Source organism: Rhizobium sp. 57MFTsu3.2 (genome assembly GCF_012932765.1).
In the GTDB taxonomy this organism is placed as follows: domain Bacteria; phylum Pseudomonadota; class Alphaproteobacteria; order Rhizobiales; family Rhizobiaceae; genus Rhizobium; species Rhizobium altiplani.
Window position 1 is genome coordinate 110,524 of sequence record NZ_JDWI01000016.1, and the last position, 22,702, is coordinate 133,225.

The 22,702-nt window shown below is 60.3% G+C and carries 21 protein-coding genes; 10 read left to right on the forward strand and 11 right to left on the reverse strand.

The annotated features are described in order from the left end of the window. Positions 1–98: 98 nt before the first annotated feature. Entirely contained in the window at positions 99–2,402 is a 2,304-nt protein-coding gene (locus AF71_RS17900) for an EAL domain-containing protein (RefSeq protein WP_169682345.1), read from the reverse strand. A gap of 331 nt (positions 2,403–2,733) precedes the next feature. On the opposite strand from AF71_RS17900, the gene AF71_RS17905 reads away from it, so the two are divergent. Further along, entirely contained in the window at positions 2,734–3,273 is a 540-nt protein-coding gene (locus AF71_RS17905) for a TRAP transporter small permease subunit (RefSeq protein WP_018856575.1), read from the forward strand. A gap of 20 nt (positions 3,274–3,293) precedes the next feature. Then, a complete protein-coding gene (locus AF71_RS17910) occupies positions 3,294–4,841 on the forward strand; it encodes a TRAP transporter large permease subunit (RefSeq protein WP_018856574.1) in 1,548 nt (515 codons plus the stop codon). 59 nt (positions 4,842–4,900) lie between these two features. Here AF71_RS17910 and AF71_RS17915 read toward each other — a convergent pair whose 3' ends face one another. After that, complete coding sequence (locus AF71_RS17915; protein WP_018856573.1) at positions 4,901–6,010, reverse strand: TRAP transporter substrate-binding protein; 1,110 nt, start codon at positions 6,008–6,010, stop codon at positions 4,901–4,903. 298 nt (positions 6,011–6,308) lie between these two features. Between AF71_RS17915 and AF71_RS17920 the strand changes: the two genes are divergently transcribed. Further along, positions 6,309–7,088 carry a gamma-glutamyl-gamma-aminobutyrate hydrolase family protein gene (locus AF71_RS17920; RefSeq protein WP_018856572.1) on the forward strand — a complete coding sequence of 260 codons (780 nt, stop codon included), beginning with the start codon at positions 6,309–6,311 and terminating at the stop codon, positions 7,086–7,088. Between the two features lie 45 nt (positions 7,089–7,133). Here AF71_RS17920 and AF71_RS17925 read toward each other — a convergent pair whose 3' ends face one another. Together AF71_RS17925 and AF71_RS17930 are read right to left on the reverse strand one after the other, a co-directional pair. Next, positions 7,134–7,808, reverse strand: coding sequence for a VOC family protein (locus AF71_RS17925; protein WP_113470631.1), 675 nt, complete (start codon positions 7,806–7,808; stop codon positions 7,134–7,136). A 122-nt stretch (positions 7,809–7,930) separates the two neighbouring features. Beyond that, positions 7,931–8,833 (reverse strand): adenylate/guanylate cyclase domain-containing protein, encoded by a 903-nt coding sequence (locus AF71_RS17930; protein WP_113470658.1) that lies wholly within the window; start codon positions 8,831–8,833, stop codon positions 7,931–7,933. Between the two features lie 292 nt (positions 8,834–9,125). On the opposite strand from AF71_RS17930, the gene AF71_RS17935 reads away from it, so the two are divergent. After that, positions 9,126–9,497, forward strand: a complete 372-nt coding sequence (locus AF71_RS17935) for a hypothetical protein (protein WP_018856569.1) — start codon at positions 9,126–9,128, stop codon at positions 9,495–9,497. Between the two features lie 75 nt (positions 9,498–9,572). Here AF71_RS17935 and AF71_RS17940 read toward each other — a convergent pair whose 3' ends face one another. The 3 genes from AF71_RS17940 to AF71_RS17950 form a co-directional block, all read right to left on the reverse strand. Then, positions 9,573–10,520 carry a 2-hydroxyacid dehydrogenase gene (locus AF71_RS17940; RefSeq protein ID WP_169682347.1) on the reverse strand — a complete coding sequence of 316 codons (948 nt, stop codon included), beginning with the start codon at positions 10,518–10,520 and terminating at the stop codon, positions 9,573–9,575. 19 nt (positions 10,521–10,539) lie between these two features. Further along, complete coding sequence (locus AF71_RS17945) at positions 10,540–11,562, reverse strand: LacI family DNA-binding transcriptional regulator (protein ID WP_018856567.1); 1,023 nt, start codon at positions 11,560–11,562, stop codon at positions 10,540–10,542. Between the two features lie 121 nt (positions 11,563–11,683). Next, positions 11,684–12,196, reverse strand: a complete 513-nt coding sequence (locus AF71_RS17950; RefSeq protein ID WP_169682349.1) for a MarR family winged helix-turn-helix transcriptional regulator — start codon at positions 12,194–12,196, stop codon at positions 11,684–11,686. A 174-nt stretch (positions 12,197–12,370) separates the two neighbouring features. Between AF71_RS17950 and AF71_RS17955 the strand changes: the two genes are divergently transcribed. From AF71_RS17955 to AF71_RS17965, 3 genes are all read left to right on the forward strand, one after another. Next, positions 12,371–13,162: a creatininase family protein gene (locus tag AF71_RS17955; protein ID WP_025658912.1), complete on the forward strand. Its 792-nt coding sequence runs from the start codon at positions 12,371–12,373 to the stop codon at positions 13,160–13,162. A gap of 125 nt (positions 13,163–13,287) precedes the next feature. After that, the gene (locus AF71_RS17960) at positions 13,288–14,400 is read left to right on the forward strand and encodes a GTP-binding protein (protein ID WP_018856564.1); all 1,113 of its coding nucleotides are present in this window, start codon (positions 13,288–13,290) and stop codon (positions 14,398–14,400) included. Then, on the forward strand, positions 14,400–15,389 hold the full coding sequence (locus AF71_RS17965) for a WD40 repeat domain-containing protein (RefSeq protein WP_026371715.1): 990 nt from the start codon (positions 14,400–14,402) through the stop codon (positions 15,387–15,389). Before AF71_RS17960 ends, AF71_RS17965 begins: the two co-directional genes overlap by 1 nt. A gap of 20 nt (positions 15,390–15,409) precedes the next feature. On the opposite strand, the gene AF71_RS17970 is transcribed toward AF71_RS17965, so the two are convergent. The 3 genes from AF71_RS17970 to odc2 form a co-directional block, all read right to left on the reverse strand. Beyond that, on the reverse strand, positions 15,410–16,420 hold the full coding sequence (locus AF71_RS17970; RefSeq protein ID WP_113470629.1) for a serine hydrolase: 1,011 nt from the start codon (positions 16,418–16,420) through the stop codon (positions 15,410–15,412). Between the two features lie 932 nt (positions 16,421–17,352). Then, positions 17,353–17,943 carry an N-acetyltransferase gene (locus AF71_RS17975; RefSeq protein ID WP_018856560.1) on the reverse strand — a complete coding sequence of 197 codons (591 nt, stop codon included), beginning with the start codon at positions 17,941–17,943 and terminating at the stop codon, positions 17,353–17,355. Positions 17,944–18,031: 88 nt separating this feature from the next. Next, a complete protein-coding gene (gene odc2 / locus AF71_RS17980) occupies positions 18,032–19,165 on the reverse strand; it encodes an ornithine/lysine decarboxylase (protein WP_025658907.1) in 1,134 nt (377 codons plus the stop codon). Between the two features lie 566 nt (positions 19,166–19,731). Between odc2 and AF71_RS17985 the strand changes: the two genes are divergently transcribed. The 3 genes from AF71_RS17985 (at position 19,732) to AF71_RS17995 (ending at position 22,427) form a co-directional block, all read left to right on the forward strand. Next, positions 19,732–20,625: a LysR family transcriptional regulator gene (locus AF71_RS17985; RefSeq protein WP_018856557.1), complete on the forward strand. Its 894-nt coding sequence runs from the start codon at positions 19,732–19,734 to the stop codon at positions 20,623–20,625. A gap of 87 nt (positions 20,626–20,712) precedes the next feature. Next, complete coding sequence (locus AF71_RS17990; protein WP_018856556.1) at positions 20,713–21,354, forward strand: DUF1007 family protein; 642 nt, start codon at positions 20,713–20,715, stop codon at positions 21,352–21,354. Positions 21,355–21,407: 53 nt separating this feature from the next. Then, on the forward strand, positions 21,408–22,427 hold the full coding sequence (locus AF71_RS17995) for a nickel/cobalt transporter (RefSeq protein WP_246733724.1): 1,020 nt from the start codon (positions 21,408–21,410) through the stop codon (positions 22,425–22,427). Here the strand turns inward: AF71_RS17995 and AF71_RS18000 are convergent. Continuing rightward, the coding region (locus AF71_RS18000) for an integrase core domain-containing protein (protein WP_169682353.1) at positions 22,424–22,702 on the reverse strand (279 nt) is incomplete at its 5' end. The two genes, AF71_RS17995 and AF71_RS18000, sit on opposite strands and share 4 nt — an antisense overlap.

Here is a 22,702-nt window from a genome sequence, read left to right on the forward strand (position 1 = left end):
CAACGATAATTTGCGTTATATTTGAATTGTTAAGGTTAACGGCGTTCGCCAGGGAACGGAGCGGCATGGGCCGCTTCCACAAGCTGAAAATTTGAGATTCAGGCTACCTTAGGGCGGCGGCGCGGGGTGGGGCCGCCCGCAAGGCTCTGCGAAAGGATCGCGATATTTTGCGCCGGAACGGCCGGCGAGAAAACATAGCCCTGCACGAGATCGGTCGCACGATACTTGTTGAGAAGGGCCAACTGCTCGGTCGTCTCTACACCTTCGGTGACGATCTTGAGGCCAAGTTCACGCGCCAGATTGACGGTACCGCGCAGCAGTTTGAGGCGGCGGTCGTCCTCGACGATGTTTCGCAGGAAGGACCGGTCGATCTTGACGATATCAAGCGGAAGCGTGTCGAGGTAACTGAGGCTCGAGAAACCCGTGCCGAAATCATCGATGGCGATCGTGATGCCGCGCGCCCGCAGGTCCGCCAGGATGGCGCGCACAGCGGCCGGCTCGTCGATCAAGCAACTCTCGGTGATTTCGAGATGCAGTCGCTCGGGCCCCAGACCCGAGGCGCTCAGTGCTTCGAAAACCGCGGAAAGAATGTCTGCATCCCGCAGATCTCTGGCGGAAAGGTTCACCGAGACCGCGATATGCTCGGGCCAAGTCATACAATCTGCGCAGGCCTTCATCAGGATGAAGCGTGTGATGTCCGAGATGATGCCCATCTCTTCCGCCAGGCGGATGAACACGTCGGGCGGAATGGCACCCTTTTCCGGATGCACCCAGCGAGCAAGCGCTTCGGCGCATTCAATACGCGAGCCGTCGGCCTTGAACATCGGCTGGTAGGCAATGCTGAGCCCCTGCATCCCGACCGCTTCGCGCAGATCGGCCTTGAGCTTCTGCTGCTCGATGTAGCGGCCATCCATCTCGCGCTCGAAGCTTGCAATACCGCCGCGCTGTTTCGACTTGCTTTCGAACAATGCCAGGTCGGCTTTGATGCTCCACTCTTCCATCGCGAAGGCATCGCTTTCAAGAAGCGCAAAGCCACCGCTCAGCGAAACCAAGAAGGTCACGTCATCGGCTTCGTAGTTGCCTTGGATGGCAGCATGCAAACGACGAACTTCTGCGTCCAGCGCTTCCATATCCTTCGCATGCGGGAAGAACAGGATGAACTGGTCACCCATCAGACGGCCGACGATGGCCTTGCGCGCCTGCTCCTCGATGCGGTTGGCGATAGCGCAGAGAAGATGGTCGCCGGTGATATGGCCGCGCATGTCGTTGACGTGTTTGAACTCGTCGATATCAAGCACCATGAACGCAACAGGCCCGCGTTTTTTCGGGTGCTTGTTCAGATAGTCCTGCACGAGATGGCTGAAATACTCGCGGTTCGGCAACCCGGTCAGAGCATCGAATCGAACCATGTGCAAGATCTTCTGCTCTGCCTTCACGCGGCTGGACACGTCTTCGAAGATCAGCACCGCGCCGCCATCAGGCCGGCGGCTTGCGGAGAATTCAAGCGACAGATCCTCGGGAAAATGGATGAGCATGCGTGACAGCTTGCCATCGGCGACCTGGGTCATCTGGCGGAGGATGAGCTCCGGCTGCGTGGAATCCATAAAGCTGTAGCGGGCGCCGTAACGCAGGACCGCGCTGAGGTCGCGCTCCTTCAAGCGCTCGGGGTCGCCGATCTTCAGAAGTTCGCAGGCCTTGCGGTTGATCACCTGGATACGGTTTTCGGGATCGACCATGACGAGGCCATGCGGCATGTTATTGAGCGCTGTATCGAAACGGTCGGCGATCACGGTGATTTCCCGGCGCGCAATGACATTCTCGTAGAGAAACTCGCGCACCCCGTTGGCCATCGCCCGTGTCGTCAGCCAGAATGGGATGAGAAAAATCGACAGGATTCCACGATAGAAGTCCAGCGCCATCAGGCTGCAGATGATCATCGGCAGGCAACAAGAGAAGGTCTGCAGGTCGATCGCCATGCGCGAACCGTAGTTGCGGCCGACGACGGAAACCATGGTGGCCATGGTCACGGCAATGCAGGCGAGCTCCGCAAAACCATCGCCCAAGAAGAATATGGCATAACCGCTGGCAATGCCCAGGAGTGTCGTGGTGCCGGCAGCGCCGGCCACGAGAATTCGCTCCCAATGCTGGATTCCGGCGTACGAGAGTCTTTCTTTGTCGACGCGATCGAACTGCCAGAAGATCGCCATGCGTCCGCCGAACACAAGGACGAAGGCAGCGGCGAGGATGAGATACAGGAAAGACTGCGTCTTGGCGGCGATTGCGAGGCAAGTCGCCGCGTGAACGATAACACCGACGAGCAACGTCATGCGGTTCCCAGAAAGGGAACTCACAAACGACAGATACACATCCGTTGGAACCCTGCCCGGGTTATGTGGCTTCATCCATGCTTTTCCTGTGCGGCGAGACCTTACTGCGAACCCTTTAAAAATTGATTTCGTCCAAACCATAGATTTGGTTGAATTTTTTAAAACCATAACGCGAAAATCCTGGTTTCATAAAGGTTTACGCAGCTACAAGGAGATCTTTGATTCCGGGCCTGCCATGCTCGATTGTCGGCAGTGCCAGGGAGTCGTCGGCAGTGCCTGCGGCGTGCGCTTCGCATAAGACTATATTCCAACACGCCCCCTTTAATCTTCCAATTTGAAACACCCTAGTCTACCAATCCAGAGAGGAGAACGTGTCGAAACAGGCACGATAAAAAGGGGGAAAGGCATGCCGGCTTTGCTGACGGTCAGCCGGCTGATCGATGCGGTCAGCCAATTCATGGGCAAACTGTCCGAATACATGGTGCTGCTCTGCTGCCTGATCAGCGCCGCCAATGCACTCATCCGTTACTCGTTCAACTATAGCTCCAACGGCTGGCTCGAGATCCAATGGTATCTCTTCGCCTTCATCGTTGTGCTCGGTGCAGCACACACGCTGCGTATGAACGAACATGTACGCGTCGACCTCATCTACGGCTCCGTTTCCGACAAAGCGAGGATCTGGATCGATATCATCGGCCTCATCGTCTTCCTGATCCCGGCCTGCATCTTCCTGACCTGGCTCTGCTGGCCCTTTTTCCTGTCCTCTTACCAACAGCATGAGATCTCTGCCAATGCCGGCGGCCTGATCCGCTGGCCGGTCAAGTTCATCCTCGTTCTCGGCTTCGGGCTGCTGTCGCTTCAGGGGATCTCCGAGTTGATCAAGCGGATCGCCGCCCTGACCGGCTACATCCTGATCGATACGAAATACGAAAAACCGCTGCAGTAAGCCGGACCGGAGGAACACCATTGTTTGATTTCGGCATTATTCCGCCGGCGATGTTCGTGGGCATGGTTCTATTCATGCTCTACGGCTTTCCGGTCGCCTTTTCGCTGGCTGCCGTCGGCCTGTTCTTCGGCATCATCGGCATCGCCACGGGACATTTCACCGAGGCCTTCCTGCAGGCCCTGCCGCTGCGCTTCTTCGGGATCGTTTCCAACGACCTGCTGCTCGCCATCCCCTTCTTCACCTTCATGGGCGCCATACTGGAGCGCTGCGGACTGGCTGAAGATCTGCTCGAGGGAACAGGCAAGCTGTTCGGCCGCGTTCCCGGCGGCCTTGCCTACGCGGTAATCCTCGTCGGCGCCGTGCTTGGCGCCATCACCGGCACCGTTGCGGCATCCGTCATCACCATGGGCGTAATCTCGCTGCCGATCATGCTGCGTTACGGCTACAGCCCGAGGCTGGCCACCGGCGTCATTGCCGCCTCCGGCACCATTACCCAGGTCATTCCGCCGTCCCTGGTGCTGGTCGTCCTTGCCGACCAGCTCGGCAAATCGGTCGGCGACATGTATCTCGGCGCCATCGGCCCCTCGATCCTGCAGGTCGCGATCTTCATGGGCTATATCCTGATCCTGTCGATCCTGAAGCCGGCCTCTATGCCGCCGCTGCCGAAAGAAGTGCGGGGCGACTTCAACTGGGCGCTGCTCCTGCGGGTATTGTCCGGGATGATCCCGTCGATCGTGCTGATCTTCCTGGTTCTCGGCACGATCTTCATGGGGCTCGCAACCCCCACCGAAGCCGGTGCGCTCGGTGTTGTCGGCGCAATGGTGCTTGCCGCCATGCACCGCCGCCTCACCTGGCCGCTGATGCAGGAGGCCATGCGCTCCACCATGCACATCACCTCGATGGTGGTGATGATCCTGATCGGCTCGACCTGTTTCAGCCTGGTCTTCCAAGGCATGGACGGCTCGCGCTGGATCGAACACATGCTGTCGGGCATCCCCGGCGGCCCGGTCGGCTTCCTGATCTTCGTCAACATCTTCATCTTCGTGCTGGCCTTCTTCCTCGATTTCTTCGAGATCGCCTTCATCGTCATTCCGATGCTGGCGCCGGTCGCCTCAGCCCTCGGCATCGACCTGATCTGGTTCGGCGTGCTGATCTGCGTCAACATGCAGACGAGCTTCATGCACCCGCCCTTCGGCTTCGCGCTTTTCTACCTGCGCTCCATTGCCGATCGCAGCGTCAAGACGTCGGACATCTACATGGGCGCCCTGCCCTGGGTCTGCATGCAGCTGGTCCTCGTCGCGATCGTGATCTTCTGGCCACAATCGGTAACGTATTGGCTGGACAAGGGACCGAAAGTCGATCCGAACTCGATCAAGATCGAAGTGCCGGGCTTCGGCGGCAACGGCTTGTCGCTGCCCCCGCTGGGAGCCCCGGGCGGCGGCCCACCGCAAATGCCCGGACTGAGCTTGCCGCCGATGAACGGCCTGCCCGGCCAGCCGCCCGCGCCGGCACCCGCAACGCCCGCGCCGCCTGCAACGGACCTCAGCCAGCCCCCGAAGATAAACTGACAACAAAAAGCCCCGGACCAAAATCCGGGGCTTTTTCTTTGTCCGAACTGGACTGTCGGTCAAATCTTGCCGGCGCGCTGCTGGATCATCATGAACGTGTCGAAGGTGTACTCCGACAGCTGCGCCCAGAGATACGCATCGCGCTTGAACGCGGTCTGATCCTCGTAGATCTTCTTGAAATACGGGTTCGAGGCCGAAATCTCGGCGTAGATCCCGAGGGCAGCCTGGAAGCAGGCTTCCATGATTTCCTGGCTGAAGGGACGAAGCGTGGCGCCCTCCGCCACCAACTGCTTGAGTGCCGTGGGGTTCTTCACATCGTACTTTGCCATCATGTTTGTGTTGGCAAAGGCGCAGGCATCGGTCAGTGCCGCCTGATAGTGCTTAGGCAGGCTGTTCCACTTTTCGAGGTTGAAGAAGGCGTGGACCGTCGGGCCGCCTTCCCACCAGCCGGGGTAATAGTAGTACTTCGCGACCTTGTGCAGGCCGAGCTTCAGGTCGTCATAGGGACCGACGAATTCTGAAGCGTCGATCGTGCCCTTTTCAAGGGCCGGATAAATATCGCCGCCGGCGATCTGCTGCGGAATGACGCCAACCTTGCTGATGACCTGGCCGGCAAGACCGGCAATACGCATCTTGACGCCCTTCAAGTCGTCAAGCGTATTGATCTCCTTCCGGAACCAGCCGCCCATCTGGGCGCCCGTGTTGCCGGCCGGCAGGCCATAGATGCCCTGCGTGGCGTAAAACTCATTCATCAGCGTGTTGCCGTTGCCTTCGTAGAACCAGGCATTGGTCAGGCGTCCGTTCAGACCGAATGGAATGGCAGTGCCGATCGCGTAAGTCGGATCCTTGCCAACAAAGTAATAGGAGCACGTGTGCGCGGCCTCGACCGTGCCGGCGCTGACGGCATCGGCGGCCTGCAGGCCCGGAATGATTTCGCCGGCCGCAAAAGGCTGAATGGTGAAGTTGCCGTCGGTTGCCGCGGCAAGGTGCTTGGCAATGTCATCCGCAGCGCCATAGATCGTATCGAGGCTCTTCGGGAACGACGACGTCATGCGCCACGAAATTTTAGGGTTCTCTTGTGCAATGGCGGGTGCTGCCAGTGCACCCGCAGCAGCAACGGCGCCGGCGCCGGCGGTTCCTGCCTTCTTCATGAATGAACGACGATCCATCAAAAACCTCCCGTATAGATGGCACTGCGAGGCGAACCCTCGTCTCTACCCGCAGCAATGGCGGGAAGCTAAGCACGGTGGCGACCGTGTTTCAAGCACTGTGCCATTAGTCTTTGGCATCACAACGGCAATATGGCGGCGAAGTGCATTTCCATGAGAATCAGCAGGTTAGCGGTAATTTGCCGGAGCCGGCGGCCACGACTGCCGTAATTCCGCCCGCGATTGCGCCGAGACGTTGACTTCCGGGCCGTTCTCGGCTCTCTCAATACACCAATTCCATCTTCCGACCGGGGTTAAAATGACGAAGCCGATCGTCGCCGTTCCTGCCGATATCCGCACCTTCGACGGTGCCACATGGCACGCCGTCCAGCATCAGTATGTGCGCGCGGCACTCAATGCCGCCGGTGTCATGGCCTTCATCATTCCGGCCTTCGAGGAAGGATACGGAACCGACGCGATTCTGGACCGCGTCGATGGCGTTCTCGTCTCCGGTTCGGCCAGCAACGTCCACCCGTCTTACTATGGGGCAACGGCGACCGATGCCGACGGCCCCTTCGATATCGCCCGTGACGCCACCGCTCTGCCGTTGATCCGCCGTGCCATCGACCGCGCCATTCCCTTGCTCGCAATCTGCCGCGGCATTCAGGAACTCAACGTCGCAATGGGCGGCACGCTTGCCAGCGAAATCCAGGACCAGCCAGGCATATGGGATCATCGCACCCCGGCCGAGGTAGACCGTGACGGCAAGTACGCGATCCGCCAAAGCGTCTTCGTCAAGGAAGGCTCCTGCATCGCAGGTATCGTCGGCCCCGGCGAGATCAGGGTGAACTCACTGCATCGCCAGGCGATCGCCAAGACCGCGCCGCGCCTGCAGGTCGAGGCCGTCGCCGAGGACGGCACGATCGAGGCCGTGTCCGTGATCGATGCCCCGGCCTTTGCGGTCGGCGTCCAGTGGCACCCGGAGTACTGGGCCGAGACCGACAAGCCGTCCAACCAGATCTTCTCTGCTTTCGGCGATGCGGTCAGGGATTACGCGGCAGGCAAGCTCGCCAAGGCGGCGGAAAAAACCCCCGCCTGATTGGCCTGCCAGTTGCGCGGCCCTTTATGGCTGCACGGTGAAAACCTACGATGACAGCGGCTTGCCCGCCTGTTCGCGAACCATGTATTCCGCATACCAGGTCGGCCAGTCTTCATCGCGCTTGCCGATGCGCTTCTCATGTTCTCCATGAGCGGCTTCCGCACGGCGCAAGGCCGCGGCGAGATCGCTGGCAGACGAATACATCGTTTCATCAGCATCTATGCGCCCAGGCAGTCGGGTCGTGATCTCCTGAAACAGCCAGCCGTTTCCATCCGGATCGCTGAATGAAGCAAACGAGCCGTAGCTCTTGCGCTGGGGATGCGGACCTCTCACGCGTGCATTTTCGCCGGCATGATGGAAGACGCCACCGGCATCGTGGAAGACATCACTCAGCGCGACGCCGCGTTCGGCGAGCTCGGCACGAGCGGCTTCGACATCGGAAACGATCAGATGGAGGCCCTGCGCCGTGCCGGGCACGGCCGCCGTCACGTTCTTGCCGAAGATGACGGAGCAGGGCGAGCCCGGAGGCGTGAATTGAATGACCCTGAAATCGTCGCCCGTGACGAAATCGGCATCCAGCCGCCAACCGAGATTGCTGTAAAACTGCTTGGCACGGTCGACGTCCGAGACCGGGATGACGATGACCTCGAGCTTCATGGCGGCCGTCCGCATTGCCGGGGTCCTGGCCGCAGTCTCGCTGTGCCCAGAGGTATTGCCCATGTTCAGCTCCCTGGTTTGGATACTTCGAGATTGGCAATAAAACTTGGCGAGTGGATCACAGCGACCGCAGGCAGTCGAATCAATTTGTCCCATCCGAGCACGGCGGATAGGAGCTCCTGCGTTTACCTTCGCATCGCCCACCGCAGGCCGACGGCGACCGCCAGGCCCAGCAGCGGCCACATCGCCCAGAACACCCCGTGCCATGTCAGCAAGTTGATGATAACGATACTAATGCCGATAACGGCCAAGCCGGCAAGACGCTGGTCGAAGCGGCTCTGATTCCGGTTCCAGGCCATCGCAGCGACGAAGGCAAGGCCGAGGAGCGGCCAGACGGCCCAGAACTCGCCCTGCCACGTCAAAAGATTGATCACGACCAACGCGATCGCGACAACCGCGAACACCCCGCCAATCTTCCGCACCCTCGGTGCAAGGGGGCGCCCCGGCGCAGGCGCCGCAGCCGCCGGCAACGGGCGAGCGGGTGGTGCGGGCGTCGTGGACACGTCGTCTCCGATCCGCACAGCATAGCTCGGCACGGCCTCGCTAACGTTCTTCACCGTCAGTGGCCCGAGAAAATCGAAGCCGACGGCGACCTTGTTGCGGACCTGGTCGTAGACTGTGTTGGAGATCACGATGCCGCCCGCTGCTGCGGAAGCCTGAAGCCTGGCGGCGATATTGACGCCGTCGCCGTAGAGGTCGTCACCCTCGGCGATGACATCGCCGAGATTGATGCCGATCCGATAGAGCATGCGTCCTTCCGCCGGCCGGGCGGCGTTTATTCCGACGAGTTCGTTCTGGACATCGATGGCAGCGCGCACCGCTTCGACGACGCTCGGAAATTCCGCGATTAGGCCGTCGCCCCAGGTATTGATCACCCGACCGCCATGCGCGCCGATCAGCCGCGACATCGCATCGCGCGACCACTTCAGCATGGCAAGGGTACCCTCCTCGTCGGCGCCCATCAGCCGCGTATAGTCCTGGACATCGGCCGAGAAGATGGTCGTCAGCTTGCGTCGCATTTCATTCATCGGATTGCGATCCACCCTGGGTTTGGCAAGACAGTTTGCAGCAGCAGCCATCTGATAGGGAGATTTCCCCATTCGAAAGTTCTGCAATAGCTGACCACACTTTTCAACGCATACGCGAACAATGCCCTGGACGCTTCCAGCAGAAAGATGCGCGTTGCGTGCGATCGAGTAAAACAAATCCGAATGCGCACCGCTGTCAGCGAGACCATGGAACCGCCAAGTCGCAGGAACGTTTCTTGCTCACATCGGGCGCTACCAGCATCCCGCTGGCACTCCTGAACAGGAGGTAACCATGAAAACGCTGATCGTCTCTGCCGGCCTGTTGGCTGCAACCGCCTTTGCGGCGTTTGCGGCGGAACCGGCCAAAATGGTCGATACGAAGATGGGCAAGATCCTGGCAAACGCCAAAGGCATGACGCTCTACACGTTCGACAAGGACGCCATGGGCAAATCGAACTGCGACGAGGCTTGCCTGAAGAAGTGGCCAGCCTTCCACGCCGCCGCCAAGGCCAAGGCCGAAGGCGAATGGACACTCGTCAAGGCGGCCGACGGCAAGGAAATGTGGGCATACGAAGGTAAACCACTTTACACGTTCGCCGGAGACAAGAAGCCCGGCGATATGACAGGCGATGGCGTCGGCGGCGTCTGGCACGTCGCCAAGTAGCCAGGCACAGTAGACTGGGGTGAGGCCGACGGTCTGTCCGCGTGCGCGCCTCATCCCGGCCCGAGATTGAGATAATCAGCCCTTCGCTGGTGTTTCCGGAACTGGCGTCAGCGGCCGGCCCTTCCCGAACCACTCAACGAGATTGTCAACCACCAGATCCGCCATCGCATTGCGCGTCGGCACCGAGCCTGAGGCGAGGTGCGGCAGGAGCACGGCGTTCGGAAGATCGAGCAGCGAAGCCGGCACGTTCGGTTCGTTGTAGAAGACGTCGAGGCCGGCCGCGCCGATCGTTCCCGCCTTCAGTGCCGCTGCAAGCGCTCCTTCGTCAACAGTCCACCCGCGCCCGACATTGATGAACACGCCGTCGGGGCCGAGCGCCGAAAGAATGTCGGCATTGATCGTCTTGTGCGTCTGCTGCGTCTTCGGGACGATGGAGATCAGCGTGTCGACGGCTTCCGCAAGGTCCTTCAGCGACGGGTAGTAGCCATAGGGCGCGGTGGCATGGCGCGAGCGAGTATGATAACTGATCTTCACCTTGAACGGTTCCAGGCGCTTGGCGATCTCCTGGCCGATGCGGCCAAGGCCATAGATCCCGACATGCCGCCCCTTCAGGGAGAAGCGCGACAGCGGATAGTTCTGCCCGGGCTTCCAGTTGCCGGCCCGCAGCCAGTTCTCGGCACGAGGAAGCTCTCGCACCGCGTTGAGGAGCAGTCCGATCGCCGTATCGGCGACCTCGTCGTTCAGCACATCGGGCGTGTTCGTGACGATGATACCCTTGGTTGCCGCATGCTTGGCATCGACGCCGTCATAGCCGACACCGAAGCTGGAGATCAGTTCGACCTTCGGAAGACTGTCGATTGCTGCCGAATCAAATGTGCCGGAAACGGCGACACCGCGAATCTTTCCAGCGGCCTCCGCGTCAAGCGTCGAGGGATTGGCTTCGACAACGTCGAAGCTCTCCTTCAGGCGCGTCAGGACGCGTTCGTGTATCTTCCCGGGAACGAGAACGGCGATGCGGGACATGGCACTTCCTCTTGGCTTGCTACGGGCGCGGTCGGTAGGGGCTGGTCGACTGGCGGATGCGCATCTCGGGCTTGATCAGATGGATGCCGTCGGGCTCGTGGCTGCCCGCCAGGCGATCGAGAAGCGCGCGGGCAGCAAGGCGTCCGACTTCCGCCTGGCCATTCCAGACGGTGGTCAGCGCCGGCATCGATATTGACGCTTCCTCGAGGTCGTCATAGCCGGTGACGGAAATGTCCTTGCCGGGAACGAGACCGGCGCGGGAAATGCCGTTCATCAGGCCGATCGCGACGAGATCGTTCCAGCAGACCGCCGCCGTCGGCTTTTGCGGCAGCGACAGGAAATGCACCGCCGCTTCGAAACCACCCTGCATCGAGCGCGGACCGGGAATGCGTAGACCCGGATCAACATCGATGCCGGCCTTGCGCAGCGCATTGACGTAGCCCTGATAGCGATCGCGTCCCGTCGACGTCTGGTCGGTACCGCCGATCATGGCGATCGAGCGATGGCCAAGGCCGATCAAATGGTTGGTGGCGAGCGAAATGCCGTAGCTGTCGTCGCCGCGATAGGTCGGAAGGTCCAATCCGTCCAGCGAGCGGGCCACCAGGATCGCCGGCATGCCGTTGTCTTCCGCAAGCTGCATATCCTCCGGCGGCGTACCGATCGCCGGGGACATTATGACACCGTCCCCACCGAGCTGCAGCAGCGTTTCGATGAAGGTGCGCTGCTTTTCGACGGAGTCGTAATGGTTCGACAGAATGAAGGTGTGCCGACTGCGATCGAGCTCGCTTTCGATCGCCTTCAGGATTTCGCCATAGAACGGGTTCATGATGTCGTGGACGACGACACCGATGATGCCAGAGCGGGACGTACGCAGGCTGGCGGCGCGGCGGTTATAGATATAGCCAAGTGCGCGGGCCTGTTCCTTGATTTTGTCCCGGGTGGCACCAGCCACGAGCGGGCTGTCACGTAAGGCAAGAGATACGGTTGCTGTGGAAATGCCGAGCGTTTCGGCGATCGTCGAAAGCTTTATCTTTTGAGCCACGTGTCCTCCCCAGGCAACGCGCGGTTGTCCTTGCGCCCAACCATTTCAAGAGTCGAGCACTATTAAAATGTTTAATTAAAAGATTAAACGCAACGAAGCAATTCGTAATTTCACAAATCTGTCAGATTTCCTCAGGCTCATCGAGAGGGATGGCGGCGGACTGCAAGTTGCCGTCGATTGCCTTCAACAGACGGACAAGATTGCGAATTTCCTTCTCGGAGAACTCCTGGGTGGCCATGCTGTCGCACGCCGAGGACGCCATTTCGATTGCCTGGACGCTGCCGCGACCGAGTTCAGTCAGATAGACCTTGGTCAGGCGGGCATCGTCGGCATCCGGCTTGCGTTCGAGGAAGCCTTGGGCTTCCATGCGCCCGATCGTGCGCGTCATGGTTGGCGCCTTGACGCCGAGCTTCTGTGCCAACCCGCCTGCCGTCATCCCGTCGGTTTCCGCGAGCAGCAAAATCACGCCGTCCTGGCCGGCATAGAGACCGCTTTCAAGCAGGTTGCGAGACAGCACGGTGCGCATCGAGCGGGCCGCCTGTGTCAAAGCCGGCGAAAGATCTACAACCGTATATTCGGTCTGGTCCTTCTTCTTGGATTTCTGCTTCTTACCGTCCTTGTGCTTCTTCCCCATCGCGATTCCTTTGACTTTGCCGTGTTGCGCATCCCTCGCCTTGCAAGGGAGCCGGAACATTCATAATCATCTCCCCTAAATCGATTTTGGTTTAAGGGCTTATGCGATAAGCATTGAGAACGCTGCGCTATCACATTGCGCATCATCTCGTCATAAACAAGAGGGCTTAGCCGGATGAATGTGCCTTCTCGCGACTTCGAACACAACGATCCGAATCTCTCCCCCTCGGACCGCAGTCGGTGGATCGCAATCCTGCCGCTTGGCGCCCACGAGCAACACGGACCTCACCTGCCCTTCGACACCGACGCATTGATTGCAGCCGGCATCGTTGCCCGGCTCAAGGCTGCAATTCCCGCCGCCTCGCCGGTCACGTTTCTGCCGACAGAAACAGTCGGCTATTCGATCGAGCACATGGACGTGAAGGGTACGCAAACGCTGACATATGGAGAGGCCATCCAACGCTGGCTCGGCATTGCCCGGAGGCTCTCGGACATGGGCATTCGCAAGTTGGTGATGTTGAATGCCCATGGCGGCAACTCACCGCTGATGACGATCGTTGCGACGGAGGCCCGCGTCCGGTTCAACATGCTCGCCGTCGCCACGAGTTGGACGCGCTTCGGCGTTCCCGCCGATGTCATCTCGCCCGAGGCAAAGGCGATCGACATCCACGGCGGCGACATCGAGACGTCGGTGATGCTGGCGCTTCACCCGGATAAGGTCGACATGACCAAGGCTGCAGACTTCCCGTCCCGACAGTCGGATTTCGCTGCCCGCTTCAAGCATCTGCGTGCCTATGGCCCGCACGCCTTCGGATGGAAAATGTCTGACCTTAGCCCATCGGGCGTGGCGGGCAACGCGTCGCTGGCGACGGCGGAGAAGGGCGAGGCGCTGATTGCGCAGTCCGTGAGGGGGCTGGCCGAACTGCTGCAGGACGTCGATGCATTCGACGCGGCGGAGCTCGATTGAAACCATCGCCGGTGCGATGTGATCTTATAACATACAAAACCCTTTGAACTGCCGCCCGCAACTCCTTATATGAGACCGACGAATTTTCAGCCCCGCCCCCGGGCGTGCCATCTCTCGAGGTTCTTATGACCGACGCGATCCCCACCCAGCAGAAGCCTATCCCCGTTACCGTTCTCACCGGCTACCTCGGCGCCGGCAAGACGACCTTACTCAACCGCATCCTGTCGGAGAACCACGGCAAGAAATATGCGGTCATCGTCAACGAGTTCGGCGAGATCGGCATCGACAATGACCTCATTGTCGAATCCGACGAAGAGATCTACGAGATGAACAATGGCTGCGTCTGTTGCACCGTGCGCGGCGACCTGATCCGCGTTGTCGAAGGCCTGATGCGCCGCCCCGGCCGTTTCGACGGCATCATCGTTGAAACGACGGGCCTTGCAGATCCTGTGCCGGTCGCCCAGACCTTCTTCATGGATGACGACGTGCGCGCCAAGACGGAACTCGACGCGGTTGTCGCTCTCGTCGACGCCAAGCATCTGCCGCTGCGCCTGAAGGACAGCCGCGAGGCCGAAGACCAGATCGCCTTTGCCGACGTCGTCCTGATTAACAAGACCGACCTCGTCACGCCGGAAGAGCTGGCGCAGATCGAGGATATCGTTCACGCCATCAATCCCTCGGCCCGCGTCTACAAGACCAGCCGCTCGGGCGTCGATCTGGCCCGCGTTCTCGATCAGGGGGCTTTCAACCTGGAGCGCGCGCTGGAGAACGATCCGCACTTTCTTGATCATGACCATGACGATCACGTCTGCGGTCCGGATTGCGACCACGACCACCATCATCATCATGCGCATGATCACGACCACGATCATGACCATCACCACCATGATCATGATCATGACCACCATCATCATGGCGCCATGTCGCCGATCCATGACGTGACGGTGCAGTCGGTCTCGCTGCGTGGCGGCGAAATGAACCCGGAACGCTTCTTCCCCTGGATCCAGAAGATCACGCAGACTCAGGGGCCGAATATCCTGCGCCTCAAGGGCATCATCGCCTTTAAGGACGATCCCGAACGCTACGTCGTTCAGGGTGTCCACATGATCATCGAAGGTGACCACCAGCGCCCTTGGAAGGACGGCGAGAAGCATGAGACCCGTCTCGTCTTCATCGGCCGCGAACTTGATCACGAAAAGCTCGAAGCTTCCTTCAAGGCGTGCGAGGCGGCGGCCTGATGCCCACAGTTGCCCCGTTTGATCTCGACGGCCATATCCTGGCCGTCGAATTTTTAGGTGACACCCCCTTCTTCGCCAATGCCGCCGGCACCATCCACCGCCTCGACGGCGGCGAGAAGGTGACCGAGGCCCATCAGGGCATGCTGAGCTGCATCCGCGACCCGTATAGCGAAAGCCTGATTTCCGGCGGTGAGGACGGCAAGGTGCTGCGCATCGGAGCCGATGCCGGGGTGACCGAGCTTGCAAACGCGCCGCGCAAATGGATTTCCCAGCTTGCCGCCGGCCCGCAGGGCGCCGTCGCCTACTCCTACGGCAAGAGCGCTCTCGTGCGCCTCGCCGACGGCACGACCAAGGAATTTACCGAAGAGCGGACCGTCGAAGGCCTCGCCTTCGCGCCCAAGGGCATGCGCATTGCCGCCGCGCGCTACAACGGCGTGTCGCTGCATTGGGTCGGCACCGCTGCCAAGCCGGTCGACCTCGAATGGAAGGGCGCCCATACCGGCGTCACCTTCTCGCCTGACGGCAACTTCCTCGTCACGACGATGCAGGAGAACGCACTGCACGGATGGAAGCTCGACAGCAAGGCCGGCGCTGAAGCCCGGCACATGCGCATGACCGGCTACCCCGCCAAGGTGAAGTCTCTCTCGTGGTCCGCGAAGGGCAAGTGGCTTGCCTCGTCAGGTGCGCCGGCTGCGATCGTCTGGCCATTCCAGGGCAAAGACGGCCCGATGGGCAAAGCGCCGCTCGAGCTCGGCACCCGCGCCAACATCATGGCGACCTCAGTGAAGTTCCACCCTGTCGAAGACATCCTGGCGATCGGCTTCATCGACGGCATGATCCTCGCCGTCCGCATTGCCGACAGCAAGGAAGCGCTGCTGCGCCGACCCGGCAAAGGCGCGATCACGTCGATGAGCTGGAGCAAGAACGGCAAGCTGCTGGCCTTCGCTTCCGAAGCCGGCGATTGCGGTGTCGTCGATATCGCAGCCTAAGCTTTTGCGCGGCTGTGTTATCAGGACAGCCGCGCCGCCTCGATAATCTCCGCAAGAACACCATGCAGCGCATCGCGGTAGCCGGTGCGCGCCGATGGGCCGCTCTCGTCCGATGTCATGACAACAGTCAAGCCGAGCGAGGGGACGATGTAGAGCATCTGGCCGCCATATCCCCAGGCGAAATGGACCTCCTCGCCGCCAATCTGTCGCGAGAACCAGCCGTAGCCATAATCGTCGCCGGAGAAGCGCGAATTGGTGCGGTGCTGCCACGATTGCGCGATCCAGTCCGCAGGCACGACCTGCGTACCATCCGCAGCCTTGCCGCCGTTGCGATAGAGTTCGCCGAAAGCCAGCAGCGAGCGGGCCGTCATCGCCATCTGGTTCCCGCCGAGATAGATGCCCTGCGGGTCGCGCTCCCAGGCGCCGATCCTAAAGCCGCTAACGGGTGCCAGCCATTCGCGGGCGAGCGCCAGCGTCGACCTCCCGCTGACCTTCGTCAGGATCGCCGAGAGAAGGTGCGTGGAGGCGGTCGAATAGAGCATTTGACCGCCAGGCGCGTCGTCGAAAGGTTGGGCAAGGGCAAAACGCACCCAGTTGCGCGAGGCAACCCAGCGCCCGTAATTGGGACCAGACAGGCGACCAAGCCCCGCCTGCATCGAAAGTAGGTTGCCGATGGTGATCTCGTTAAGCCGCGGATCGGGATCGGCAGGCAGCTCAGCTTTCAGGATCGGAGCGATCCGTTGGTCCGGGCTTTCCAGCAGTTTCTTTTCGATGGCGATGCCGACGAGGCATGAAATGATCGATTTGGAAGCGGACTTGATGTTGACTGACTCAGTCGCGGCGTGGTCGCCGTAGCCCTGTTCCGCCACCGTCCGCCCATCCCTGGCGACGATCACGGTTCTCAGCGGCTTCAACTCCACGCGTGAGGACAAGCTCTCGAGCAAAACTGCCGTCCGGCCGTTCTCCGGCTGTGCAACGGCAGCGAGCGGCGACAGCAGAAAAGCGACGAGCAAAGCGAGGCGCGTGATCATTTCGCTGAGCTAGCGTAGGCAGAACGCAAAATCATCGTCCGCCCGATGCGGCTCACGCGGACGTGAAAATTTATGATCGGCAGGGACGCGTCTGATGAACACGACCACAGGCGTAGGCCGCCATCCCGCAGGCAGCCCAAGGCGCCGCGCGAAGCCATGCTTCGTGACGGTTTTCCCGATAGGAGTGGGCAGGCGATTTGGGGTAGCGGAATGGGATGTCAGGCTGCATCGCCTGCCCGATTGCGGCGAGCTTTCCGGCTTCTCAAAGTCGACAGGAGCGTCTCCCGATCCCGATTCCCCGATGGATCTTCAACCCTGACGGTATCCGACCCAGCCTCGGCAACCATCATCGAGCGCCGAAATATGAACGGAAGGCGGACCGGTTCATGAACCCGGCTCCCTGCCAGATGACGAGGAGATTATAGGGCGACCACGCGCCAGCGAGGAAAACCAATGCCCAAACTTTCATCTATATGCTTGAAACAATTGCAAATTCGTGAGAACAAATCAGGAATTTCGCCCACTTTGGGGCGAAACTCAGGTGTTGCTAAAATATCATTAATTTTTGCTCTCACAGTTTTTTGTTCATCTGGCGTTCAGAAAACTCTTTGGAAAGCCACTTTTTGAGCCCACATTGGACTCCTGAGAATAGGAGTGCATGAATGATTCTAAGGGCCACTGCCGCAGCGACTATATTCGCGGTTTATGCTTTCACGATGTTCTTCATCGCCGCTATACCTGAAAATGTCGTTCAGACTGCCGGAACTCAATTGGTCGACACAAGCGTCGTCAAATAATTGAAGCCTGAGGGGGCACGCAGTCATAAAAGTTTAGGCTAAGCGTTCGTCCGGTTTTCCGGCGCCTCCTAAACTTGATTTCCGAAAAACGAGAAAACAAAAGGCCCCTCCCCATCAGGGGAGAGGCCTTGCCGATCACGCCGCCCTGCGGACCGGGGCGCTTGCCAGCATCCGCCCCGAGGGGACGATCATGCCGGCCGCACCGTCAAGCCAGCCCTCGATGAGCTCCAGCGCCAGGAAGCGCGAGCGTTCGAAGGGACCCGGCATGACGAGATGTTGAGCCTTCCCGGAAAAAAAACCGAAACGTTCGTAGTAAGGGGCATCGCCGACGAGCAGGATCGCGCCATGCCCACGGTTCTTCGCTTCCAGCATGGCGGCGCGCATCAGCGCCGAACCGACGCCCTTGCCCTCGAAGCTCGCATCAACCGCCAGCGGCCCGAGCAGCAGCGCGTTGATCGGCGTGCCTTCGGCGTTGACGCCGGCCTCGACGTTCCACAGGCGCACGGTGCCGATGACATGGCCGTCGCGATCGCGTGCAACCAGCGCCAGGCCTTCAGCCGGCACACGGCCGCGGCGGATCTTTTCCGACGACTTCTTGCGGCGGTTCGCGCCCATGGCACGATCCAGCAGGTTTTCGCGAGCCACGACGTCGCCAGCGTTCTCGGCGTCGATGGTAAAGACAGAAGGCGCAAAAAATGCGCGGACAGAATCAAGAACAGCGGCCATCGTGGCCTCCCGTACCCAAAACCGATATGAGCGGCGATTGATATGAATTGTGAGAATGCCGCCCCGGCTGGCTACGGGGCTGGCAATATTAGATGACGTAGGCCTTCAACGGCTCGAAGCCGTTGAACGCGACCGCCGAGTAGGTGGTTGTGTAGGCCCCGGTGCCTTCGATCAGGATCTCGTCGCCAATCGAAAGGGAGATCGGCAGCGGATAAAGATTCTTCTCGTAGAGCACGTCTGCGGAATCGCAGGTCGGGCCGGCAATCACGCAAGGCTCCATTTCGTCGCCGTCGCGCTCGGTCCGGATCGGGTAACGAATGGCTTCGTCCATCGTCTCGGCGAGACCGCCGAACTTGCCGATGTCGAGGAACACCCAGCGGGCTGCGTCGTTGTCCGACTTCTTCGAGATCAGCACGACCTCAGTCTTGATGACACCGGCGTTGCCGACCATGCCACGGCCCGGCTCGATGATCGTCTTCGGCAGGTTGTTGCCGAAGTGGTCACGAAGGCTCTGGTAGATCGCACGACCGTAAGCTTCCGCCGACGGAACATCACGCAGATACTTGGTCGGGAAGCCGCCGCCCATGTTGACCATCTGCAGGTGGATGCCCTGCTTGGCCAGCTGAACGAAGACGCGCTTGGCGTCGGCGAGAGCCGAATCCCAGGCATCGACCTTGGTCATCTGCGAACCGACGTGGAACGACACACCGTAGGACTCGAGGCCGAGCTGATGCGCGTAGACGAGAACGTCCACAGCCATCTGCGGGACGCAGCCGAACTTGCGCGACAGCGGCCATTCAGCACCTTCACCATCCGTCAGGACGCGGCAGAACACGCGGGCGCCGGGAGCGGCACGCGAGATCTTCTCGACTTCCTCGTGGCTGTCGACCGCAAAGAGGCTGACGCCGAGCGCATGCGCGCGGGCAACGTCGCGTTCCTTCTTGATCGTGTTGCCGAAGGAAATACGGGCAGCGGTTGCACCGGCATTGAGCGCCATTTCGATTTCAGCGACTGACGCGCAATCGAAGCTCGAGCCCATGTCGGCGAGCAGCTTCAGGACTTCCGGAGCCGGGTTTGCCTTGACGGCGTAGTAGATCGCGCTGTCCGGCATGGCGTGACGGAAAGCAGAGAAATTATCGCGCACGACGTCGAGGTCGACCACGAGGCAGGGACCGTCGGGACGTCGGGTTGCGAGAAAGTCGCGGATGCGCTGGGTGGTCATATCGATTCCCTCTTCCAATTCCAGAGCTCCGGAAAACCGGAGGACAAAGGGCAATCAATCGCTCGCATAGGAACCAGCCGGTGGAGACCCCGGAACCTTAGCAAGCGCTTGATAGCGCAAATGATGGATCAACGCCGCGAAAGCGACATGGATCCGGCTTTGTCTGCCATGGATTGGAGGGAGTTCCCTACCGCACTTCCGGCAATGAAGGTGTGCCTCTTCAGTAACCCCCGCTGATGGAAAGCAGGGAGAGAACAAAAAGGCCCGCACCGTCGTTGCTTCAGGCGTCCTCGCATTTTCCGGTTGGCCAGAATAGCGACTGGAGGGGTTAATTCCAGGTACCTTACCGATTTCCTCACCAATTCGAGGGTTCGGCGGACACCCATGGGCACGTGCGACTTTGGGCTGACCACGAGATAGGAATATTCGCCGTCATAATCAAGCGGTTTTTTCGCATCTCCCGGCAGAAAATATTTGAACAATACACCGCAATTTGTTCAACGTGGTAAAACGGCCCGCAACCGACTGATTTGAATGGTGGTTCGGCGCTTTTTCAGGAGATCGTCATGGACACCCTCACCCGCATCCGCGCCTTCATCGATGTCGTTGAAGCAGAAGGCTTTTCGGCTGCGGCGAGGCGCACCGGCCGCTCCAAGGCGCTTTTGTCGAAATATGTGCGTGAATTGGAGGACGAACTCGGCGCCCTGCTGCTGAACCGGACGACCCGCCAATTCTCCATGACCGAGGCCGGTCATACCTACTACCGCACGGCATCCGACATCCTGAAGGAGATCGACAACCTCGCCGATCTCGTGCGCGAGAATAACGCCCAACTGAAGGGCCGACTGAAGGTCTCGGTGCCACGCACCTTCGTCGATGCCGAGGTCGGCCAGTCGCTGATCGACTTCGCCAAGGAAAACCCGGATCTCGCGCTGGAGATCGCCGCGGACGACCGATTCGTCGATCTCATCGAGGAAGGCTTCGATGTCGCCATTCGCGTGACCAAGCTCGAGGACTCCGGCATGATCGCCCGCAAGATCTCGGATTTCCGCGTCCATCTTTGCGCGACACCCGACTTCGTGGAGCGCCATCCGGATCTTGCCCACCCATCGGATCTGTCGAACGTCCCCTTCATCGTCGACACCAACTCGCGCAGCCAGGGCAGCATTCGCTTCTACAATCCGGACAGCACATCTTTTGCCGTTGCGGTGACAGGCCCCATGGAGGTCAACAGCCCACATGCGACGCTGCGCGCCGCACTGTCAGGCATCGGCGTCGCGCTGATTCCCGATTTCATCGCCCGCAAGCCGATCGAGAGCGGCGAGCTGGTGACGCTGTTCAACGATTACATTCCGACCGATCGCGGTATCTATGCCGTCTACCCCCATCGCCGCTACTTGCCGGCCAAGGTCCGCATCTTCGTCGACTACCTTCACAATTGGTTCAAGAAGCATTCCTGACCGCTTCCCGTCTGGGGCCGGTCCCAATTCCGTCCCATTTACTGGCGAGGAATCAGGTGAGTTTGGGATCCCGCAGTAAGAGCACGCATGAAGAAATCGACATTCCTGATGGCGTCGCTCCTGTCGCTTTTGCCAGCCGCAGCCTTTGCACACCCGCATGTGTTTGTCGAAGCGCGGCTGGAGGTCGTCGCCGATGACGACGGCAACGTTGCTGAACTGCGCAACGTCTGGCGCTTCGACGAGGTATTCTCGTCGTCCGTCGTGATGGATTTCGACAAGAACACCGATCTGAAGCTGGACCCGAACGAGCTGGCCGAGGTCGGCAAGACCGTGCGGGATTCGCTGGTCGACTACGACTACTACATGAACCTTACGATGAACGGTAAGAATATAAAGGTCGAGAAGCCCGACCTGATCCATGTGGACTACAAGCAGGGTCAGTTGCTGATGTTCTTCGCCGTCAAGCCGGCAGAAAAGATGCCGCTCAAGGGAGGCCTTACCTTCGGTGTCTACGACCCGACGCTCTACACCTCGATCGACTTCCCGACCGACAACGAGCTGGTTCTGGTCGGCGACCGGTTCAAAAGTTGCAAGCACCAGGTCGTCCGCCCCGATGCCGACCAGGTGATCGCCGAGAACAAGCAGTCCTTGACCGACGCTTTCTTCAACGACCCGACGGGGACGAACATGTCGAAGCTCTTCGCGACGCGACTGGATCTCACATGCTGAGACACCGGCTTCGGCCGATTGCGCTCGGCGCCGCATTCGTGCTGGTCGCGGGCATGGCCGTTGCGCATGCGCAGTCGCCGCTCGGCATCGGCACATCGGAACCGAGCTTCCAGCCGACGGGCGGCCCGCTTGCTCCCCTCCTCCTCTATGTCAATGCACAGCAGCAGGCCTTCTATCGTGCCCTGACGGGTGCGCTGCGAGCCATGCGTGCGGATTCCTGGCATCTCTGGGCGCTGATCGGCCTCTCCTTCGCCTATGGCGTCTTTCACGCCGCCGGCCCCGGGCACGGTAAGGCTGTTATCTCCTCCTACATGATCGCCAATGAGATCGAGCTGAAACGCGGCGTATCCATCTCCTTCGTCTCCGCCTTCCTCGAGGGATTTGTCGCAATCGCACTTGTCGGCGGTGCATGGCTGGTGCTGCGCGGCACCGGCATAAGCCTGACGGCCGCGACGCAGGCGATGGAGATTGCCAGCTTCATCCTGGTCATCCTCTTCGGTTGCTGGCTGTTGTTCCGCAAGCTGCGGGGGATCATTGCAGGCATGCCACGCCGTGAGGTCATGGCAACGTCGTCTGGCCCCGTCAGCATGATGCTGGACTGGCAGGACAATGCAGCGCAGAAGCAAGGTTCGAGCTACGCCTTCGGTGAAGCACAGGCGCTCAGAGCCGGGCACAAGTTCATTGCCGGCATGGCCTGCGAGACCTGCGGCCAATCGCACATGCCCGATCCGTCCCTGCTCAAGGCCGAGAAGTTCAATGTCCGCGAAGCCTGGTCGGCCATCATCGCCGTTGGCTTACGCCCCTGCTCGGGCGCGCTGCTGGTCATGACATTCTCGCTGCTGAACGGCCTCTATCTCGGCGGCGTGCTATCGGTGATCGCGATGTCGCTTGGCACCGCGATAACGGTCGCGATGCTGGCAACGCTCGCGGTCACTGCCAAAGGCACTGCGATGCGCCTCGCCGGGCGCGGCTCAGCCGCGTCGGTGTGGATCGGGAATACGATCGAAATCCTAGGCGCCCTGCTGGTGATTGCCATGGGCGCACTGCTGCTCGGCGCCTCGCTACAGGGCTAGGTGTGTGGTCCCGGAATGAGATGGTGCGGATTGATTTTGAAGATTGACGGGTCCCTTGTCCAGGCGTTGCAGATTGCTTGATAGGGCGTTCGCCATCGGAGCGCCTTGAGGTGTTTGGCGAAGTTGTAAGCAGTGACGAAGGCCAGGACATGGGCCTTGAGACTTTCCAGGTCGTCATAATGGTAGACCTTGACGGTGGCGTCCTTGATGGTTCGATTCATCCGCTCGGCCTGGCCGTTCGTCCAAGGATGGTAGGGCTTGGTCAGCCGATGCTC